The 17,183-nt window shown below is 59.2% G+C and carries 19 protein-coding genes; 6 read left to right on the forward strand and 13 right to left on the reverse strand.

The features are described 5' to 3' along the window. Positions 1 to 12: 12 nt before the first annotated feature. From HNQ50_RS02870 to HNQ50_RS02885, 4 genes are all read right to left on the reverse strand, one after another. A complete protein-coding gene (locus HNQ50_RS02870) occupies positions 13 to 660 on the reverse strand; it encodes a 2-dehydro-3-deoxy-6-phosphogalactonate aldolase (protein ID WP_184097349.1) in 648 nt (215 codons plus the stop codon). Further along, entirely contained in the window at positions 657 to 1,568 is a 912-nt protein-coding gene (locus tag HNQ50_RS02875; protein WP_184097351.1) for a 2-dehydro-3-deoxygalactonokinase, read from the reverse strand. The genes HNQ50_RS02870 and HNQ50_RS02875 overlap by 4 nt, the downstream gene beginning before the upstream one ends. 160 nt (positions 1,569 to 1,728) lie before the next feature. Further along, positions 1,729 to 2,466, reverse strand: a complete 738-nt coding sequence (locus HNQ50_RS02880) for a FadR/GntR family transcriptional regulator (RefSeq protein WP_184097353.1) — start codon at positions 2,464 to 2,466, stop codon at positions 1,729 to 1,731. Positions 2,467 to 2,555: 89 nt separating this feature from the next. Continuing rightward, the gene (locus HNQ50_RS02885) at positions 2,556 to 3,764 is read right to left on the reverse strand and encodes a Bcr/CflA family multidrug efflux MFS transporter (RefSeq protein ID WP_184097355.1); all 1,209 of its coding nucleotides are present in this window, start codon (positions 3,762 to 3,764) and stop codon (positions 2,556 to 2,558) included. Between the two features lie 241 nt (positions 3,765 to 4,005). Between HNQ50_RS02885 and HNQ50_RS02890 the strand changes: the two genes are divergently transcribed. Then, complete coding sequence (locus tag HNQ50_RS02890; RefSeq protein ID WP_184097357.1) at positions 4,006 to 4,956, forward strand: LysR family transcriptional regulator; 951 nt, start codon at positions 4,006 to 4,008, stop codon at positions 4,954 to 4,956. A gap of 109 nt (positions 4,957 to 5,065) precedes the next feature. Here HNQ50_RS02890 and HNQ50_RS02895 read toward each other — a convergent pair whose 3' ends face one another. Continuing rightward, positions 5,066 to 5,710, reverse strand: a complete 645-nt coding sequence (locus HNQ50_RS02895) for an NAD(P)-dependent oxidoreductase (RefSeq protein WP_184097359.1) — start codon at positions 5,708 to 5,710, stop codon at positions 5,066 to 5,068. A 34-nt stretch (positions 5,711 to 5,744) separates the two neighbouring features. After that, positions 5,745 to 6,380, reverse strand: a complete 636-nt coding sequence (locus tag HNQ50_RS02900; RefSeq protein ID WP_184097360.1) for a DsbA family protein — start codon at positions 6,378 to 6,380, stop codon at positions 5,745 to 5,747. A gap of 106 nt (positions 6,381 to 6,486) precedes the next feature. Between HNQ50_RS02900 and HNQ50_RS02905 the strand changes: the two genes are divergently transcribed. Next, positions 6,487 to 7,407, forward strand: coding sequence for a LysR family transcriptional regulator (locus HNQ50_RS02905; protein WP_184097362.1), 921 nt, complete (start codon positions 6,487 to 6,489; stop codon positions 7,405 to 7,407). Here HNQ50_RS02905 and recX read toward each other — a convergent pair. Further along, positions 7,404 to 7,931, reverse strand: coding sequence for a recombination regulator RecX (gene recX, locus HNQ50_RS02910; protein WP_184097364.1), 528 nt, complete (start codon positions 7,929 to 7,931; stop codon positions 7,404 to 7,406). The two genes, HNQ50_RS02905 and recX, sit on opposite strands and share 4 nt — an antisense overlap. 8 nt (positions 7,932 to 7,939) lie before the next feature. Next, positions 7,940 to 8,992, reverse strand: a complete 1,053-nt coding sequence (gene recA / locus HNQ50_RS02915) for a recombinase RecA (protein WP_184097366.1) — start codon at positions 8,990 to 8,992, stop codon at positions 7,940 to 7,942. A 244-nt stretch (positions 8,993 to 9,236) separates the two neighbouring features. On the opposite strand from recA, the gene HNQ50_RS02920 reads away from it, so the two are divergent. Next, positions 9,237 to 10,511, forward strand: coding sequence for a D-amino acid dehydrogenase (locus HNQ50_RS02920; protein WP_184097368.1), 1,275 nt, complete (start codon positions 9,237 to 9,239; stop codon positions 10,509 to 10,511). A gap of 1 nt (position 10,512) precedes the next feature. On the opposite strand, the gene HNQ50_RS02925 is transcribed toward HNQ50_RS02920, so the two are convergent. Beyond that, on the reverse strand, positions 10,513 to 11,763 hold the full coding sequence (locus HNQ50_RS02925) for a DUF1615 domain-containing protein (RefSeq protein WP_184097370.1): 1,251 nt from the start codon (positions 11,761 to 11,763) through the stop codon (positions 10,513 to 10,515). Between the two features lie 166 nt (positions 11,764 to 11,929). Between HNQ50_RS02925 and HNQ50_RS02930 the strand changes: the two genes are divergently transcribed. After that, the gene (locus tag HNQ50_RS02930; RefSeq protein WP_184097372.1) at positions 11,930 to 12,739 is read left to right on the forward strand and encodes a MipA/OmpV family protein; all 810 of its coding nucleotides are present in this window, start codon (positions 11,930 to 11,932) and stop codon (positions 12,737 to 12,739) included. A gap of 65 nt (positions 12,740 to 12,804) precedes the next feature. Here HNQ50_RS02930 and HNQ50_RS02935 read toward each other — a convergent pair whose 3' ends face one another. Together HNQ50_RS02935 and HNQ50_RS02940 are read right to left on the reverse strand one after the other, a co-directional pair. Beyond that, positions 12,805 to 13,380 carry a GNAT family N-acetyltransferase gene (locus tag HNQ50_RS02935; protein WP_184097374.1) on the reverse strand — a complete coding sequence of 192 codons (576 nt, stop codon included), beginning with the start codon at positions 13,378 to 13,380 and terminating at the stop codon, positions 12,805 to 12,807. A 98-nt stretch (positions 13,381 to 13,478) separates the two neighbouring features. Continuing rightward, complete coding sequence (locus HNQ50_RS02940) at positions 13,479 to 14,459, reverse strand: hypothetical protein (RefSeq protein WP_184097377.1); 981 nt, start codon at positions 14,457 to 14,459, stop codon at positions 13,479 to 13,481. A 236-nt stretch (positions 14,460 to 14,695) separates the two neighbouring features. Here HNQ50_RS02940 and HNQ50_RS02945 point away from each other — a divergent pair, with 236 nt between their 5' ends. Continuing rightward, positions 14,696 to 15,283, forward strand: coding sequence for a hypothetical protein (locus HNQ50_RS02945; protein WP_184097379.1), 588 nt, complete (start codon positions 14,696 to 14,698; stop codon positions 15,281 to 15,283). A gap of 88 nt (positions 15,284 to 15,371) precedes the next feature. After that, positions 15,372 to 15,941 (forward strand): lipid-binding SYLF domain-containing protein, encoded by a 570-nt coding sequence (locus tag HNQ50_RS02950; protein WP_184097381.1) that lies wholly within the window; start codon positions 15,372 to 15,374, stop codon positions 15,939 to 15,941. A gap of 25 nt (positions 15,942 to 15,966) precedes the next feature. Here HNQ50_RS02950 and HNQ50_RS02955 read toward each other — a convergent pair whose 3' ends face one another. Beyond that, entirely contained in the window at positions 15,967 to 16,761 is a 795-nt protein-coding gene (locus tag HNQ50_RS02955) for a sulfite exporter TauE/SafE family protein (RefSeq protein WP_184097382.1), read from the reverse strand. After that, complete coding sequence (locus HNQ50_RS02960; protein ID WP_184097384.1) at positions 16,758 to 17,180, reverse strand: DUF6691 family protein; 423 nt, start codon at positions 17,178 to 17,180, stop codon at positions 16,758 to 16,760. Before HNQ50_RS02960 ends, HNQ50_RS02955 begins: the two co-directional genes overlap by 4 nt. Positions 17,181 to 17,183 lie beyond the last annotated feature (3 nt).

Below are 17,183 nucleotides of genomic sequence, written 5' to 3' on the forward strand. Positions count from 1 at the left end.
AGGTGGTATTGATTAACTCCGGGCCGCAATGATTGCGTCGCGATACATCGTTGCGCGCTCGTGCAATGTGGCAAGGGATATTCCTGGCTGATAAAGACCTGAGCCCAGACCAAACCCCTGGGCGCCGCACCGCAGGTACTGCCGCATCTGGTCTGGGTCGGCGTGAATGCCACCCACTGGTAAAAGCACAGCCTGCGGGGGTAAAACAGCACGCAACGCTTTCACGGTGGCGGGGCTGATCATCTCGGCAGGAAACAACTTCAGGCCGGATGCTCCCGCTTGTAGCGCCGCAAATGCTTCTGATGGCGTCACGACACCAGGCAGGCTGGTCAGTCCCAACTGCGCGCTCAAGCGGATGACCGCCGGATCAGCATTGGGTGACACGATCAACTGGCCGCCGGCAGCCACGACCTTGTGCACTTGTTCCTCGGTGGTGACCGTGCCAGCTCCGACGCAGGCCTCCCGGCCGGCCTCCTCGGCCATGATTGCTATCGATTCAAAGGGCTGCGGGCTATTGAGGGGGACTTCCAGATAGCGGTATCCCGTTTCCACTAACAACCGCGCAACTGCCCTGGCTTCTGCGGGGGTGATGCCACGCAAAATGGCGACGAGAGGAACGGTGGTTTGCTGTATCCGGGTGAAGAAATCCTGATGGTTCATGAGCAGCTTCCGGTGACGGGTTCAAGAAGGCTGTGCAGATGGCGCATGCCTGCAATAAAGCAGTCATCGCCATCAGCAAATTCGAGCTGCATACCCAGGTGTTGAGCGGCCAACTGATAGCGCTCGCACAACGCCGGGGCGCCGATGACCCAGGCGTGGGTATCTGCAGGCAGCCCAGCCAGTTCAGCGCCCAGCAGCAGGCCGGACAAATAGCTATGGACTGCTGGAGCAGGGAGCAAACCGGCAAGCAGCCGGGTGCGTACAGAGAACAGAAGTCGACTGAGCTCCGGGTCTTTGCGAGCCGCCAGAACACCGCTGACAAAAGCGGATTCATCGTCTGTTTGAGGTGGAAGGCCACGCCCCAGAATGCTGTGCTTGCTCAGCAGGGAGAACAGTTCACCGGTCATGAACGTGGCAAAGGACTGCAGCGTGTCCCCCACCAATTGCGCATGCTTGCTATGCGTGCCAGGCAAGATAGCGGTGCAATGGGGGCGGGTTTGTAATTGGGTCAGACCCAAAAGTTGTACTTCCTCACCGCGCATTACATCGGGCTGACCACCAAGGCTCATGCCCGTGATGCCTGGGATGATCAAGGCCCGAGCCTGCCAGGGCACCGTCACCACATGCCGGGCGAGTGCAGATAAGGCACATGGGGTGCTCATGTAGGGCACTTCAAGCCAGCCGTTACGTGAGCCCACCATCCCTGCCATCAGGACGGGCAATTGGGGATTACTGGCCAGCCAGGGCTGTAGCAAACGCGCCAGAGTGCCAGCGAAGTCACGATCTTTGACCTGCAGCAAGCCAAGGGACTCAGCAGTCCTGGCCGTAACTGCACCCGCACCATCAATCAGGAAGGCGCGAAAGTTGGTGGTGCCCCAATCAATCGCGATCCAGTGTGTAGTATTCATTTATGTATTACAAATCAAATAAACTTGTAATACAAGATGCGGGGGCAAAACCTGGTTGATCCAGGTTAATTAACCGCGCATTCGATGTGCGGCAGCGGGTGGGTCTGGTTTGGAGGAGGGCTGGGGGGGCGCTCAGCCTGTCATGCGCCCCGGCATTTTGCTACCGCTGGCCCAGGGTAGCGAGTAAATCGGCCTGGTGAAGCTCGCCGGATTTCTGGATGGCGGCAAGAAGTATTTCACGCATGCGTTGACGGGCCGTATCGGCCTGCCGCAACCGAATCGCCTCCAGGACGGCCTGATGCTGTTCAACCGCTAACGCGGTCAGGCTGACATCGTGTTCCAGCGTTTGTTTGAATGAAAGCATCATGGCCGCCGCGAGCGCATTGCCGAGCGACTGCAAAAAGAAGTTGTGGGTAGCACGGAGCAGGGCCAGGTGAAAGGCCAGATCGCCTTTTTCAAACAAGGCGCCATCGGCCTGTTTCTGGGCTTGTTTCATGGTGATCCATGCGGCTTCAATTGCGGCCAGATCGGCCGCGCTGGCGTGGGTGGCGGCGAGCGCCGCCATATCCGGTTCAAAAATCAGACGGGTTACCATCAGTTGCTTCACGGTGTCCTGGCTGATTTCTGTTTCACCCAACCACGTGATCACCTCCTGATCAAGGCAATTCCACTGATCTTGCTCACACACCGTACTGCGGCGCTTGGCCTGTACCGAAATCAGCCCTTTGGCCGCCAGCACCTGTAGCGCATTGCGTACCGTGGTGCGTGAAACTTCGTATTGCGTTGCCAGTTCGTTTTCGCCCGGCAATTGTTCTCCGGGCGCCAGATCCCCGCCGAGGATTCGCGCAGCCAACTGACGGGTCAATGTGGCAGAAACTGAAGGTTTGCGGGCTGTCATGATCTGAACCTGGCAAGCAAAAAGGCAAAAAATGCATTATCCGGGATAAACAGCGCAACGCATCTGCATTGCAGTTCCTGATGGGGCATTCAGGATTGGCTGATGTTATTGCGCATCACCAGCGTGCGATGAACCAGCCACGCACACACGCCGCAGACGCACATCAGCGTCGCCAACGGACGGGCGCTGGGGTCTTGCCACGCTCCCATCAAAAAACCCACCAGCGTCGCCAGCGTAAATTGCAGACTGCCCATCAGGGCTGAGGCCAGACCCGCACGACTACCGTGATGCTTGAGCGCCGCGGCTGAGGCATTGGGGCCAATAAAGCCAATGGCCGCCACAAAGAAGAACAGACAGGGCAGTAGCACATACAAGGCATCGATATGTAACCAGGCAGTGACCAGCAGCAAGAGGCCCGCCAGGAACGGTGACCAGAGTGCGCGGCGCAACAAGGTGTCGATATCGTTGGTTTTCAAAAACCGGGTATTGAGTTGGGAGGCCAGAATCAGGCCAAAAGCATTGCTACCAAATACCCAGCCAAAATGTTCCGCCGGAATGCCGTGCAGATTGATCAAAACAAAGGGCGAGCCGGTGATGTAGGCAAACATGCCCGCGCTCGCCAGGCCCGAACACAGTGTGTAGCCCAGAAACCAGCGATCCCGCAGCAGCAGGCCGTAGCCTTGTAAAACATTGCCCAGATGCAGTGGCGCTGCCTTGTGGCGATCAACCGTCTCGGTCAGGCCAAAGTGAAGGCCGGTGACGCACACCAGCCCAAACACCACCAGAATGCCAAACAACACGCGCCAACTGGCATGCACCGCCAGCCAGCCCCCCAACAGCGGGGCCAGGATGGGGGCCAGCCCCATGACCAGCATCAGCATGCTGAATATTTTGGCTGCTGCTTGTGGCTCACAGCGGTCCCGCACGATGGCGCGGCAGATCACCATGCCGGTACAACCGCCCAACGCCTGCAAGAAGCGGCACGCAATCAGGGTTTCGATATTGGGCGCCAGCATGCAACCGGCGCTGGCGGCGGCGTACAGCAACATGCCGAAATACAGCGGCGGCTTGCGGCCAAAGCGGTCAGAAATCGGGCCGTAGAACAGCTGCCCCAGCGCCAGACCGATGAAGAAGCTGGCCAGCGTCCACTGCACCATCCCGGCTTCGGTATTGAAGCTTTGCTGAATGGACGGAAAACTGGGCAGGTACATGTCGATAGACATAGGCCCGATGGCGGTCAGCGTGCCCAGCAGGATGATGGCGCCGAGTGAAAGTGGTGTTTTCTGGGTGTTTTGCATGGTTAAACCGGGTGCGATCTGGCCGGGTAGCGGCGCAAGCCTGGCCTGCTCAAGCAGGCGAAACAAAATGGCCGGCCGACCGTGGTGAGCAGACGTTGATCAAAATTAGTTGTCATTATCACCTATTTATCCGCTCCGCATCGTATCAGCACGTAATCCCCTTTGATACCTCAGATTATCTGTGATAAATCTGCTTTATGACGCTGGATTGTTCCAGCTGCCGCAATAAAAGGTATTCCCTATGGATCGCTTGCTGGCCATGCAGACCTTTGCCCGCGTGGTGGAAACCGGCAGCTTTGTGCGCGCTGCCGAGAAACTGGATATGTCCACGTCTGCCGTGTCGCGGCTGGTGGCGGATCTGGAATCGCATTTAAACGCCCGCTTGTTGCAGCGGACCACGCGCCGGCTCAGTCTGACCGATGCGGGCCGCGCGTATTACGAACGCGCACTGCAGATTTTGTCTGACGTCGAAGAAGCCGAGGCCGATGTAGGTAGCGAAGCCTCGCAACCTTCTGGCTGGTTACGTTTTACCGCGCCGCTCTCGCTCGGCACGCGGCATCTGGCGGACGTTTTGCCCGGGTACTGCGCGCAGTTTCCGCAAGTACACCTGGATGTCTCGCTGTCTGACCGCGCGGTAGATCTGGTGGAAGAAGGCCTGGATATGGGTTTGCGCATTGCCGCGCAATTACCAGGATCGTATGTGGCGCGGCGGATTGCACCCATCCGCATTGTGGCCTGCGCCGCGCCGGGATATCTGGTGCGCCACGGCACGCCCAAAGTGCCGGGCGACCTGAAAAATCATCGGGCCTTGTCGTATTCCTATTTTGCCGAAGGGGATACCTGGGCATTTGAAGACGCCCAGCAACGTAAAGTGCCGGTGCAGATCAAACCGGTATTTCGGGCCAATAATGGCGACATCCTGACCGAAGCGGCCAAGGCGGGCGAGGGCGTGATTATCCAGCCGACTTTTCTGGTGGGTGAAGACTTGCGCGCAGGACGGCTGGTGCAGATATTGCCGGGTTATACCTTGCCGGAAATGTCGTTGCAGGCCATTTATCCCAGTCGCCGGCATTTGTCGGCCAAAGTGCGCTCGCTGGTGGATTACCTGCAGCAAAAGTGGGGTGAAACGCCGCCGTGGGATTGCTGGATGCAGGGCTCGCAATCGACGGATTTTCCGTCCTCCGTGAAATAATGCGGGGCAGCTTGCCGGTGTAGGGTGGATTGCTGCGCGAATCCACCCTACTGTTTGCCTGGGCATGCCAACAAAAACGGCCCGTTCAAAGGGCCGTTTTTATAAGTCCTTAGTACGCCAGGGTAAAGCGGCGCTGGATATGCTTGCCTTGCTCGGCTTCATCCAGCATGGCGACGGCGTAATCGGCGACTGAAATCTCGCTGTTGCCGTTGGCGTCGGCTACCAGTTGATCGCCACCCAGGCGGAACTGGCCGGTGCGCGCGCCCGGCTTGATCATTTCCGCCGGGCTCAACAGGGTCCAGTCCAGCGCGGTTTCTTCACGCAACAGGTTGAGCACGTCACGCGCGCCCAACGCCGATTGCTTGTACGCATCCGGAAAATTCGGGGTATCGACCAGTTGCACGCCCGGTGCGATTTCCAGACTGCCGGCACCGCCCACCACCAGAATGCGCTTGATCCCGGCCGTTTTGGTGGCGGCCAGAATACTGTGATAACCGGCCACAAAATAGGCGCGCATGGCGTCATTGCCCTGGGTGTGGCCGCTTAACGCACTGATCACGGCATCACTACCCTTGAGGGCGTTGGCCAACGTGGCAGCGTCGTTCACATCCACCGCAACTGCAGTCAGATTGGCGTGGGCGGACAGCTTGCTGGTGTCACGCACCAGTGCGGTCACTTTGTGACCGCGTTGCAGGGCTTCTTGCAGCAGGGCGGAACCGATAAAGCCGGTGGCGCCAATGAGCGCGATATTCATGGTGTTTTTCCTTGTAGGTCGTTGGTGTTGTGAATCAAGCGGTGATGGTGTTGCGGATCATCTCAATCAGTTGCTCAGGGGCCTGGTAGAGCGCGCCGCCAGGCACAATGCCGCTGCCTTGGGACGTCTGCAAAAGTAGTGCGGGCACGCCGGAGACACCAAAGCTGCGCATCAGCCGCGTGGCTTCGGCCTGGGCGGCATCCAGTGCGGCGGGTGTTCTGGCTTGCAGGGCCGCGTCGAACGCATCCGCATCCAGCCCGTAGTGTTTGGCAACGCCGGTCAGTGCCGCACGGTCGTCACTGCCGTGGCCGTGAACATAACGTACCCGCTGGATATCCTGCAGCGCGGCCAGCGCCTGCGCAATCAAAAACCACGCTTTGGTGGCCAGGGCGGAATCAAAGCGGCGACTGAAATCGCTCAATACCTGGTCGTAATACGCCTGGGTAAATGGTTGGCCGGTCAGTTCGGCAATACGCTGGTCATTGCGCCAGAAGTACTCCCGCTTTTGCGCCGTCATGGCCTGACCGCCTTCGCCGGCAAACAGGCCGGTCGGCAACATTTGCCATTGCACCTGGCCCGCCAGTGCAGTGGTCAGTTTTTCCAGTACGGGGTGGGCGGCGTAGCACCAGCCACATAAAGGGTCGAACAGCAAAGTCAAAACAGGTTGCACGGCAAGTTCCGCATCAAATCGGGTATGGCGATCATTGTCGGTATTTGGATTGATCAGATAAAGTGCCTGCTTGATAATTAACTGTTCACTTTTTGTTTACAAAATCATGGCCGAACCGCTGAATCTGAACCGGATTGAACTCTTTGCTGCGGTTGCCGAGGCGGGTGGTTTTACCGCGGCGGCGGAGCGCCTGGGCATGACCAAAGCGGGCCTGAGCCAACAGATTGCCCGGCTGGAGGCGCAACTGGGCACTGCGCTGTTTGTGCGCACCACCCGCCGTGTCACGCTGACCGAAGCGGGCGAAACCTTGCTGCGGGATACCGCACCGTTGATCCAGTCTTTGCATGACAGTGTGGCGCGGCTGAATGGCGATATCGCCGTGCCGACAGGTACGTTACGCATCACGGCACCGGCGGATCATGCCGCCAGTTTGCTGGCACCGGCGCTAGCGGCATTTGGTGACCTGTACCCGGATTTACAGATTGATCTGCTGGCGACGGACGAAGTGCTGGATCTGGTACGCGAACGCGTGGATGTGGCGATCCGCATGGGCTGGCTGCGGGATTCCAGCTTGCGGGCGACGCAATTGGGACGATTTGAACAGTTTGCCGTGGCAGCACCGGATTACCTGGCGCGTTCCGGTTTGCAGGCCAGACACCCGCGTGATCTGGTCGGGGAACGCTGGCTGGTGTTGAGTTTGTTATCTGCGCCACTGACCTGGACTTTTGTCCATCCAGAAGGTGAGAACTGCACCATCCGCGTTCAGCCGGCTATTCGGACCAGTACTCCCACCACGGCACTGGTGCTGGCGCAGCATGGCGCAGGCGTGGTGGTGCTGGATGAGGGAACGGTGACGCCGCTGCTGAACGACGGCCGGCTGGTGCGGCTGTTACCGGAGTGGACGTTACCGGCAGGGGGGATGTACGCAGTTTACCCGGATAGCCGGCATGTACCGGCCAAGGTGCGGGTGTTTATTGCGTTCTTTCGGGACTGGCTGGCGGGTAAACGGCCGGTACGGTCTGCTTAGTCGTCAAAGTGGTCAGACTCGTCTTCCCCGCCGACTACGCGGTAAATCACCCCGGTGCTAAAACCGCGCGCCGCCAGAAAGCGTAATTGTTTTGCACGTTCTTTGGCGTCTTGTGGTGGCTGGCCAAACTTGCGCAGCCACACGGTGCGGGCGGTGGTGAACTCGTCGGTTTCCAGGTTTTCCAGCGTATTGCTGATGATTTCGCTGGCGACGCCTTTCTGGCGTAACTCGGCAACCAGCCGCCGCGTGCCATAGCGTTGCGAGCGGTAATGCGCCCATTGCTCGGCAAAGCGCTCATCAGAGAGCCATTTGCGTTGCTGGAAGTCATCCAGCAGGTCATCCAGGATTTGTTCGTCGGGGCAGTGCGGGCGCAGTTTGGCCCGCAGTTCGGCGCGCGCATATTCGCGGCGGGAGAGCAGTGCCAGTGCGCGATTGCGAAACCGCGTCGGGTCAAACGCCACCGCGCCGTCGTTTTCACGATCGGCGCTGGTGGATTCTTCAAACACATCGTCTTCGTCGTGCATCAGACGGATCAGTTTTCGAGTTCGAGCTCGTCATCCTGATTGCCACCCATTTCAATCGGGGCACTGGACAGACCGATTTTTTCACGGATTTTGGCGACAATTTCTGCGGCCACTTCCGGATTGTCTTTCAGGTACTGGCGGGAGTTTTCCAGACCCTGGCCGATCTTGTTGCCGTTGTAGCTATACCAGGCGCCGGATTTTTCCACCACTTTGTGGGTCACGCCGTGCTCAACAATTTCGCCTTCGCGGCTAATGCCTTCGCCGTACAGAATATCGAAAGTAATGACGCGGAACGGGGGAGCCACCTTGTTCTTGGCAACCTTCACCTTGGTCTGGTTGCCGATCACTTCTTCACCCTTCTTCACCGCCCCAATACGACGGATATCCAGACGGACAGAAGCATAGAACTTGAGCGCGTTACCACCAGTGGTGGTTTCCGGGCTTTGGCCAGGCATCATGGCACCAATCTTCATCCGCAACTGGTTAATGAAGATCACCAGTGTGTTGGTGCGCTTGATGTTACCGGTCAGCTTGCGCAGTGCCTGGCTCATCAGACGGGCTTGCAGGCCAACGTGAGTGTCGCCCATTTCGCCTTCGATTTCCGCCTTGGGGACCAGCGCGGCAACCGAATCGACCACGATGATATCCACGCCACCGGAACGCACCAGCATGTCAGCGATTTCCAGTGCCTGCTCACCGGTATCCGGCTGGGAAATCAGCATATCGCCCACGTTCACACCCAGTTTCTGGGCGTAGATCGGGTCCAGTGCGTTTTCCGCATCGATATAGGCGGCAGTACCGCCAAGCTTCTGGATTTCCGCCACAACATGCAGACACAGCGTGGTTTTACCGGAGGACTCCGGCCCGAAGATTTCCACAATACGGCCACGCGGCAGACCGCCAACCCCAAGCCCCAGGTCCAGACCCAAAGAGCCTGTGGAGACAACTTGCAGATCGTTTTCGATCTGGTTATCGCCCATCTTCATGATGGCGCCCTTGCCGAACTGCCGCTCGATTTGTGCCAGTGCGGCGGCAAGCGCCTTGCTCTTGTTGTCATCCATGACGATCGACCTGTAGAGAAAATGTGTGGTGGCCGGATTATAGAACAATTGTTCTACAGAAGAAAAGCGTTGGGGATGATCGGTGTGCATTTGCGCCTGTCAAAAAAGTGCTGCAAATGAGCTGATGCGGCGTCAAGCGCTGATAGAGGGGAGTCTGGCTTGAATCAAGTGTGATTGTAACCGGTCCACGCCGTGGTCCAGGATACATGCATAATTGCGCCTTCGGTACGGGAGGAACGGGCGAATGCGGGTGGTCGTGTTGGGGGCAGGCATTGCAGGCGTAAGCTCCGCCTGGTTTCTGGCGCGCGCCGGACATGACGTCACGGTCATCGAACGCGAACCGGCGGCGGGCCTGCAAACCAGCTTTGCCAACGGCGGCCAGATCTCGGTTTGTCATGCCGAACCCTGGGCTAATCCCAAAGCGCCCTGGAAAATACTCAAGTGGCTGGCGGAAGAAGATGCGCCCTTGTTGTGGCGCCCCAGGGCGGATCATCACCAGTGGCGTTGGGGCTTGCGTTTTTTGCGCGAGTGCATGCCGGCGCGGGCGCGGGCCAATCTGAAAAGCCTGGTGCGGCTGGGGTTATATAGCCGCGCGCAATTGCAGAGCCTGCGCGCAGACCTTCACCTGGAATACGACGCACTCACGCGCGGCATCCTGCATTACTACACCGACGAACGCGAATTTGCCGCCGCTTTGCCGGCTGCGGAACATATGCGACAGACCGGGCTGGATCGGCAAGTGAAATCCGCGGCCGAGTGCCTGCTGATTGAGCCGGCCCTGGCGCACGCGCGCAAACGCGTTGTGGGGGGGACTTACACCCCCAGTGATGAATCTGGCGACGCTCACAAATTTACCCAGGCACTGGCTGCACATGCGGTGAAGGCGGGGGTGCGCTTCAGATATGGCACTGAGGTGCTGCATCTGGATGGGGAAGAAAGCTGTGAAGTGAAAGGCGCGTTATTGCGCGGGCCGGATGAAGACGGCGTGTTGCGGACGGAACACGTGAAGGCCGACGCGTATCTGGTCTGCATGGGGAGTTACAGCGCCCGCTTGCTCAGGTCGGTCGGGATTACCCTGGATGTCTACCCGGTCAAAGGTTATTCCGCCACTATTCCGGTGCGTGATGGTGATCAAGCACCAGAAGTCAGCCTGACGGATGACGGTCACAAACTGGTGCTTTCTCGCCTGGGTGATCGCTTTCGGGTGGCGGGGACGGCTGAGCTCAATGGTTATGATCTGAGCTTGAATCCAATCCGCTGTGCCGCGCTGCTCAAGCGGACCCAGGAGATGTTCCCGCACGCGGGCGATTACGCCAACGCCACCTTCTGGGCCGGGCTGCGCCCTGCCACGCCAGGCAATCTGCCCTATATTGGTGGCACCCGTTATGCCAACCTGTTCGTCAACACCGGGCACGGCACGCTGGGCTGGACCGAGGGCGCGGGCTCGGGTCATGCCGTGGCAGAGATCATCAGTGGTCGCCGGCCAGACGTGGACTACCCGTTCTGCACCGGCTTATAAGTTACTTCAACCGGGTCAGGCAGTCCTGATAGCGGCCATCCACCCGCTGGGCAAACCAGGCGGTGGTGAGTTTGCGGGTGATTTTGGGGCTAATCAGCCGGATCTGCGGTAACGCTGCGCGGGGCATGGGCTTGCTGGCGGTTTTGTCCGCCAGGGCAAACACGCGGGTAAAGGTGGCCGTTTTCTCAAAGGCGGCGTACCGCTCTTGTTTGATATCGGCCAGCATTTGCTGGCGCGTCAGACCCAGTTTGTCGGAGAGCGAGAACAAGATGCGCTGGCTATCCGTCACCGTATTGGTGGGCACCGCACCGTTGTAACTCACCAGATAACCATCTGGCACCAGCTTTTGCCCGCTGATTTTTGCCAGCGCCACTTGCATGGCCGCGCTGCGGCTGGCGTAGCGGCCGGCATTGTAATCGGCAAAGCGGTAGATCATGTCTGGATAGCTGGCCGGGTATTGCAGCAAATGCGCAGTCCCAAAGTAAACGCTCCCGCGCCGGGTAAATACTTCGTCTCTGAGGCTGCGCTGAATCTTGTACGGATAGGGCCAGACCTGCACGTGACCCTTGGCAAATTCCACCCCGACCTGCATGGGGCCCCCAGTGCGGATGGGGTTGTCGTCCGCAAACAGTTTGGGGCCGAAGGGCAGCTCCGTAATCATGTCTTCAAACAGGGCATTCATTTGCCGCTCGGTTTTCAGCGTATTGACCCGTTCGTTGTAGCTACGGCCATCCGGTGATGATTTGGCAAATGCGGCTTGAACCACCAGCCGCGGAATGCCGAATTTGTGGATGCGCTTGTCGATCTCTTGCCAGACGATCTCGCCCAGCCCAGGCACGACCGGGTCGCTCTGGAAGCTCGATTCCTGCGCAATCACCGCAATGGATGCGCAAAAGTATGCCGGTGTGTAGGGGATCTTCAGGGTGCTGAAGGCAGTAAAAATGTCCGTCGACCAGCCGCTCCGATCCGGGATACCGGTCGGCAGCAGTGTATTCAGCAAAGCACGGCCAGCGGCATCTCCGCTGACCGCCTGGTTAGGCTGCAATGGCGCGGGCACTGGCGTCGTGGCGGTGCTGACTGGCACGGAGGCCGTAACGGGCGCGGAGGCCACCGGCGCAGATGCCGTTTCTGCCGGCGGGGCAGAAGCTTCAATCCGCTCTGGCACGGGCTCGACTGCGTTGGCAGGTTCATCCGCCGCGATGGCGGGGGCGGCAACAAGGGCACTGGCAAGACAAAAAAGAACGGTACGCACGGCGGGGACACAGGCAGCGAAAAGAAGCGCAAGCGTACCAAACTTGCGGCCACTCAACCATGACCGCGCAAGTATCTTGATGTGAAGAGGGTGACCGGGTTTGTAGCTTTGCGGTTTGCAGTCTTGAATGAAGGTTTTGACGATAAAGAAGATGGAGTAAATGCACATGGGGGGCAGCAGCCAACGAAGAGGCGTAGTGCGGTGTCTGGGGGCGGCATTGTTGTTGCTGGCCGCCAGGGCCAGTGCATTTGATCTGCCACAGATGCCGAACATGATTGGGGTGGGGGTGGGCTCGACCACGCAATGCAGTGGTTGTAGCGACACCATGATCGGCGCGGTGCCGGGCGTGGAGTATCACGGACAGGGCTGGTTGCTGGAGTGGTATGGCCCGTATGCGCAGATTGACCTGGGTGAGCCAGGATCGCATTTCCGCTGGGGACCGGCGCTCTCGGTCAAACTGGGCCGCAGTGATCTGGATGATCCCGTACTCAAACGCCTGCCTGAAATCAGCACCACGCTGGAGGGCGGCGCATTTGTCGGTTACGAGTACTACCACTCTGGCGACATCCCGTACCGGATGCGGCTTTACGCTAACGTGCTGACCAATGCCGGCAGCGTGTATGACGGTGTGCGGGGTGGTTTGTTTGCCTCTGTCTGGCTGCCCACATCCGAGCGCCTTTTGCTGGGCGGCGGGGCGGGCTATGCCTGGGCCAGCCAGAGTTTCATGAATACCTATTACGGCGTGGACGCGGGCGGGGCGCAAGCCTCCGGTCTCCCCATGTTCACCGCGCATGGCGGCAATCAGCAGGTGTACGGTTGGTTAGGGGGTATCTACAAACTGGATCAACACTGGGCTGTGGGCGCGGCGGTCATTGACCAGTATCTGATTGGCTCGGCGGGGGATTCACCCATCATCACCGAGCGGGGTAAGGCCAGCCAGCTGACCTGGGGTTTTGGTGTCGGGTATATGTGGTGAGGCGGGTGCGCCAACCAAAAAGCCAGTCACGTCGACTGGCTTTTTGGTTGGCAGCATCAGCGGGTTCAGCCGTTGTTGACCAGTACCCCGGTTCGGGGTGTGGCGAACTCAGCCGCCAGCAGACTCAATAGTACGAGCGAATGATATTGATCGTGCCAGTAGCCGGCTTCCCGCTGTGTCCCCTCAACCACAAACCCCAGTTTGCCCAGAAGTTTGAGTGATGCGCTATTGAGCGGATGTACCCGCGCTTCAATCCGGTTCAGTCGCACATGGGCAAACAACCAGTCCAGCATAGCGCCCAATGCTTCCTGCATATAGCCTTGGCCCCAGGCGTCCCGACCCAGTTCATAACCAATCTGGCAGTTATGCCAGGCCCGGTCCCATTTGAAAAAACCGCATGAACCCATCAATTGCAGATCGGCGCGCCGCACAATGGCCCAGCGCATGCCAGGCACCGCTTGCTGCGGTAATGCCATGAAAAACTGCAGGATTTTCTCTGCGTCTTCCAGTGTTTGTGCCGGGTTGGAACCAAACCAGCGCATGGCTTCCACATCGCTGTGAATGGCGTATAACTCGGCGGCGTCGCTAGCGACAAATGGACGCAGGATCAGGCGATCGGTTTTCAGTTCCGGAAAATCCATCGATGGGGCTCACTGAGGTCGGTCAATGACTATGCCATGTTCGTGATGGCGCAGCATGCCAGGGTGCGTAACTGCTTGTGCGCAGCGGCGCGAGTGCCTCAGTACTGATATCCCGCACCCAGCAAAATGATGTCGCTGTCGCGGCTGTAACTGGTCACGATACGGTGCCATGACACCCGGGCACGCCAACGGTCATCCAGGCGATAACTGCTGGTCAGTGTCACCACGCCAGACACGCGGCTGGGATCGGCATCACGGCCAGCGACCACGTTGTCTTTCTCGTCAAGGAGCAGATACGCCCCGCCACCGACGCCAATGGTAAAGCGCTTGTTGAAGAATTCCGGTTCCAGCCAGATCTCCGCCAGCGCGCCGTTATGGCGTACGGTAGCGTTGTTGTTTTCAATGAGCCACGCGCCCGACAATTTGACCCAGGGGCTCAGCGAATATCTATATTCCAGTCCGCCCGCCGTACCGGTTTCGGAATCAAAACTATTGAGGATGGTGCGCCCGTAATAGGCCGTGATTTCCTGCTGTCCGTCACCCGCGCGCCAGCCAGCGGCGCCCAGCGTATCGGGCGCCATGCTGTAACCCAGACCCAGGGTCACCGAGTTGGTATCAATGCTGCTGCTGGCCGCAATGTGGTTGTAACGCATCTCGTATTGCCAGTTGCTGCCCGGCGTTTGCCAGATGGCCGCCACGCTGTAAATCGCACCCCAGCCGTGGTTGTCGGCGTAATTGTCACTGGTGCTGGCTGTGGTGGTATCGAAATAACGGTAAGGACCCACACCTGCCGCCAGTTTGAGGCCATGCCAGAACGGATCGGTGTTGTACCAGAGCTGGGCTGAATGGCCGTCTCGATGGTGGTTTTCTACGTGGCCTTCGTTGATCCAGGAAAAACTGGCCGACCAGTTGGCTGTAAAAGGATGGCTGTATACCAGACTCCAGGCATAGGAGTGGTCATCCTGCGCCGGGGCGCTCATCAGGCCGGCATCAAGCCAGAGGGTGTCGGCCCGGGCGGTGCCAGCGCCAAATGCGGTGGCAAGCAGACAAAGGGTCTTGAGACAGGTGCTTTTGCGCATGGCGGCTCCTGCGGCAATCACGGAAGAAGGGGCGAGCTACTTTAGTGATTTCTGATGCCCGCTTATCGAGGTTAGGTCAAGTCATGGAAAAATTCCCGAAAGTAACATTCGCGATTTTGTCAGTCTTTTCTATGATGAAGCGTACCGCCCCGGCTGGTATCTGGCAGCCGCTACGCTGGCCTGGGCGACCACCACCGCAAGCTCATAACAATCTGGTTTTTCGGAGAGTATTTTCCATGAAAAAACGTATGCTCCTGACCGCTTTTGCCCTGGCAACGCTGACGCTGGGTCACACCGCCATGGCCGCTGACACCGCAGCGTCCGCGCCGCAAATCAAGGATGTCAAAGGCGGCGCAGCCGTTGTGCGCGGGTCGGGCACCATTACCGCGATTGATACGGCCAACCGTGTGGTCACCATCAAGGGTGACCGGGGCAATGTGTTCGATTTGACCGTGGGCCCGGATGCCAAGAACTTTGATCAACTCAAAACAGGTGACCGCGTGAATGCGGAATATCGCCGGTCCATCGCGCTGGCGCTCAAGAAAGGGGGCGATGGTATTCGCGCCGATGTCGAAAGCTCCGCAACGACCTCGGCCGCTGCGGGTGAGCAACCGGGTGGCGCCGCCGTTCGCCGCCAGACCATTGTGGCCAATGTGATCAGCGTGGATAAAAAACACAGCACCATTCGCGTCAAGGGTCCGAAGGATCACATTGTGGACGTCAAGGTGGAAGACCCCCAGGTCATGAAAGACGTGAAGAAGGGCGATCAGATCGTGGCCGTGTTGACAGATGCCCTGGCAATTTCTGTCACGCCAGCCAAGTAAATCGGGTGGTTTGAACCATGAACCGGTCTGCGCAGGCAGGCCGGTTTGTTTATGTTTTCCGGATGGCCCAGGCGGCCAGGAGCAGAACATGAAACGATTCGTCTGGCCGGCCTTGCGCTGGCTTGCCCCGACACTGGTGGCCGTCTGGTTGTGTAGCCCGGCGCACGCGGTCAACGGGTCCAACATTGCCGAAAAACGCCATACCGTGGATATGAACACGCGTGACCTGGTGGACAAGCTGGAAAAAACCGACCCGGAACTGAAGGCGAAGATTGACCAGAGTGTGGGTTTTGGCGCGTTCACCAACGGCGGCATGGGCATTTTGCTGCCCGGCGGTTTTGGTACCGGCATGGTGAAAACCACGGGTACTGACAAGAAAACCTATATGCGCATGTTCAACACGCCCTCTGGCTGGGGAACAGGCATCAAGACCTATAGCGTAGTGTTTGTTTTTAAAACCCAGGATGGGCTGGAGAGCTTTCTGGCCAGGGGCTACACCTTGAGCCAGTACGCGGTCGATGCTGCCAAAGGCACGGGTAAGGCTGCCGCTGAGGTGTTGCCCGGCGTCTGGATGTACCAGCTGGATGCCAAAGGCAATGTCGCGCCAGAGTTAACCGGCAAGGGCGTGAAGTTTTATCTGGATCAGGAATTGAACTGAGTTTGTGGGGCGCCAGTTACCCGGCTCAGAGGCCGGCAGCACGCCACAGCATGCTGCCGGCAATCAGCAACAGCAGCAGCGCAAAACTGCGCTGGATGGTTGCGCCAGACAGATGACCGCTCAGCTTGCGTCCCAGGGCCATCCCCGCAATCAGCGCCCCCATAAAGGGCCACAAGACCATTACCGGAAGCTGGCCGCCATGGACCAGCGTCGAGACCACACCAGAAATCCCGGTCAAGGCAATGACAAGCAGCGAGGTTGCCACGATGGATTGCATGGCCAGATTGGTGAGCCGACGCAGGGCTGGCACGATGACAAAGCCGCCGCCCACGCCCAGCAAGCCCGTCAACAAACCGGTCAGCATCCCCACCACGCACATCAACACCACGGTCAGAGGCGTCCAGATCAGTCGCCCGGAAACCGGATCGACCCGGCATCTTGCGGCCTGTTGTGGGTGTTCGGCTCTGGCGGTGGCACTTTGCCAGGCGCGCCACGCGACCAGTAACATCACTGCACCGAACACACCCGCCAGCAACGTGGCGGAAATCTGCAAGGCCAGCCAGCGGCCGACAAAGGTCATCGGCATGGCGGCGAGGGCAATTAGCGCCGCCGCCCGATAGCGCACCAGCCCGTGGCGAAACCCCTCCAGCGCGCCGACCGCAGCACCTGTGGCAACGGCAATGAGCGCGACCGGAGCCGCTTGCTGCACGGTCCAACCCAGACCGTTGACCAACGCGGGCACGGCCAGGATGCCGCCGCCAGCGCCCGTCAGGCCCAGTACGGCGCCCACCAGCGTACCGAGCAACAACACCACAATCATGTGCGGGTTATCCGGCGGCGGACCAGGCCAAACAGCCCCATGCCAGCCAGCATGCTCGCCACAAACAAGAGCCCCTGCGGCAGCCCTGCGCCCAACAATACGAGCGCCGGCCCAGGACAGATACCGGCCAGCCCCCAGCCAGCGCCAAAAATCAGTGCCCCGATCACCAGAGGCGCATCAATCTGGCGGGATTGCGGCCATTGCAATGCGTCGCCACTCACGGCGTTCTGCCGTCGGCGCGCCAGCCGGAATAATGGCAGCGCCACGGCAATAGCCCCGGCCATGACCAGCGCCAGGGACGGGTCCCACACGCCGGTCAGATCAAGAAACCCCGTCACCTTGGCCGGATTGGCCATGCCGGAGAGGATGAGCCCCAGACCAAAAATCAGTCCGGACAATGCAGCAAACACAATCGCCATGTT

The organism is Silvimonas terrae (assembly GCF_014202765.1).
Taxonomy (GTDB): domain Bacteria; phylum Pseudomonadota; class Gammaproteobacteria; order Burkholderiales; family Chitinibacteraceae; genus Silvimonas; species Silvimonas terrae.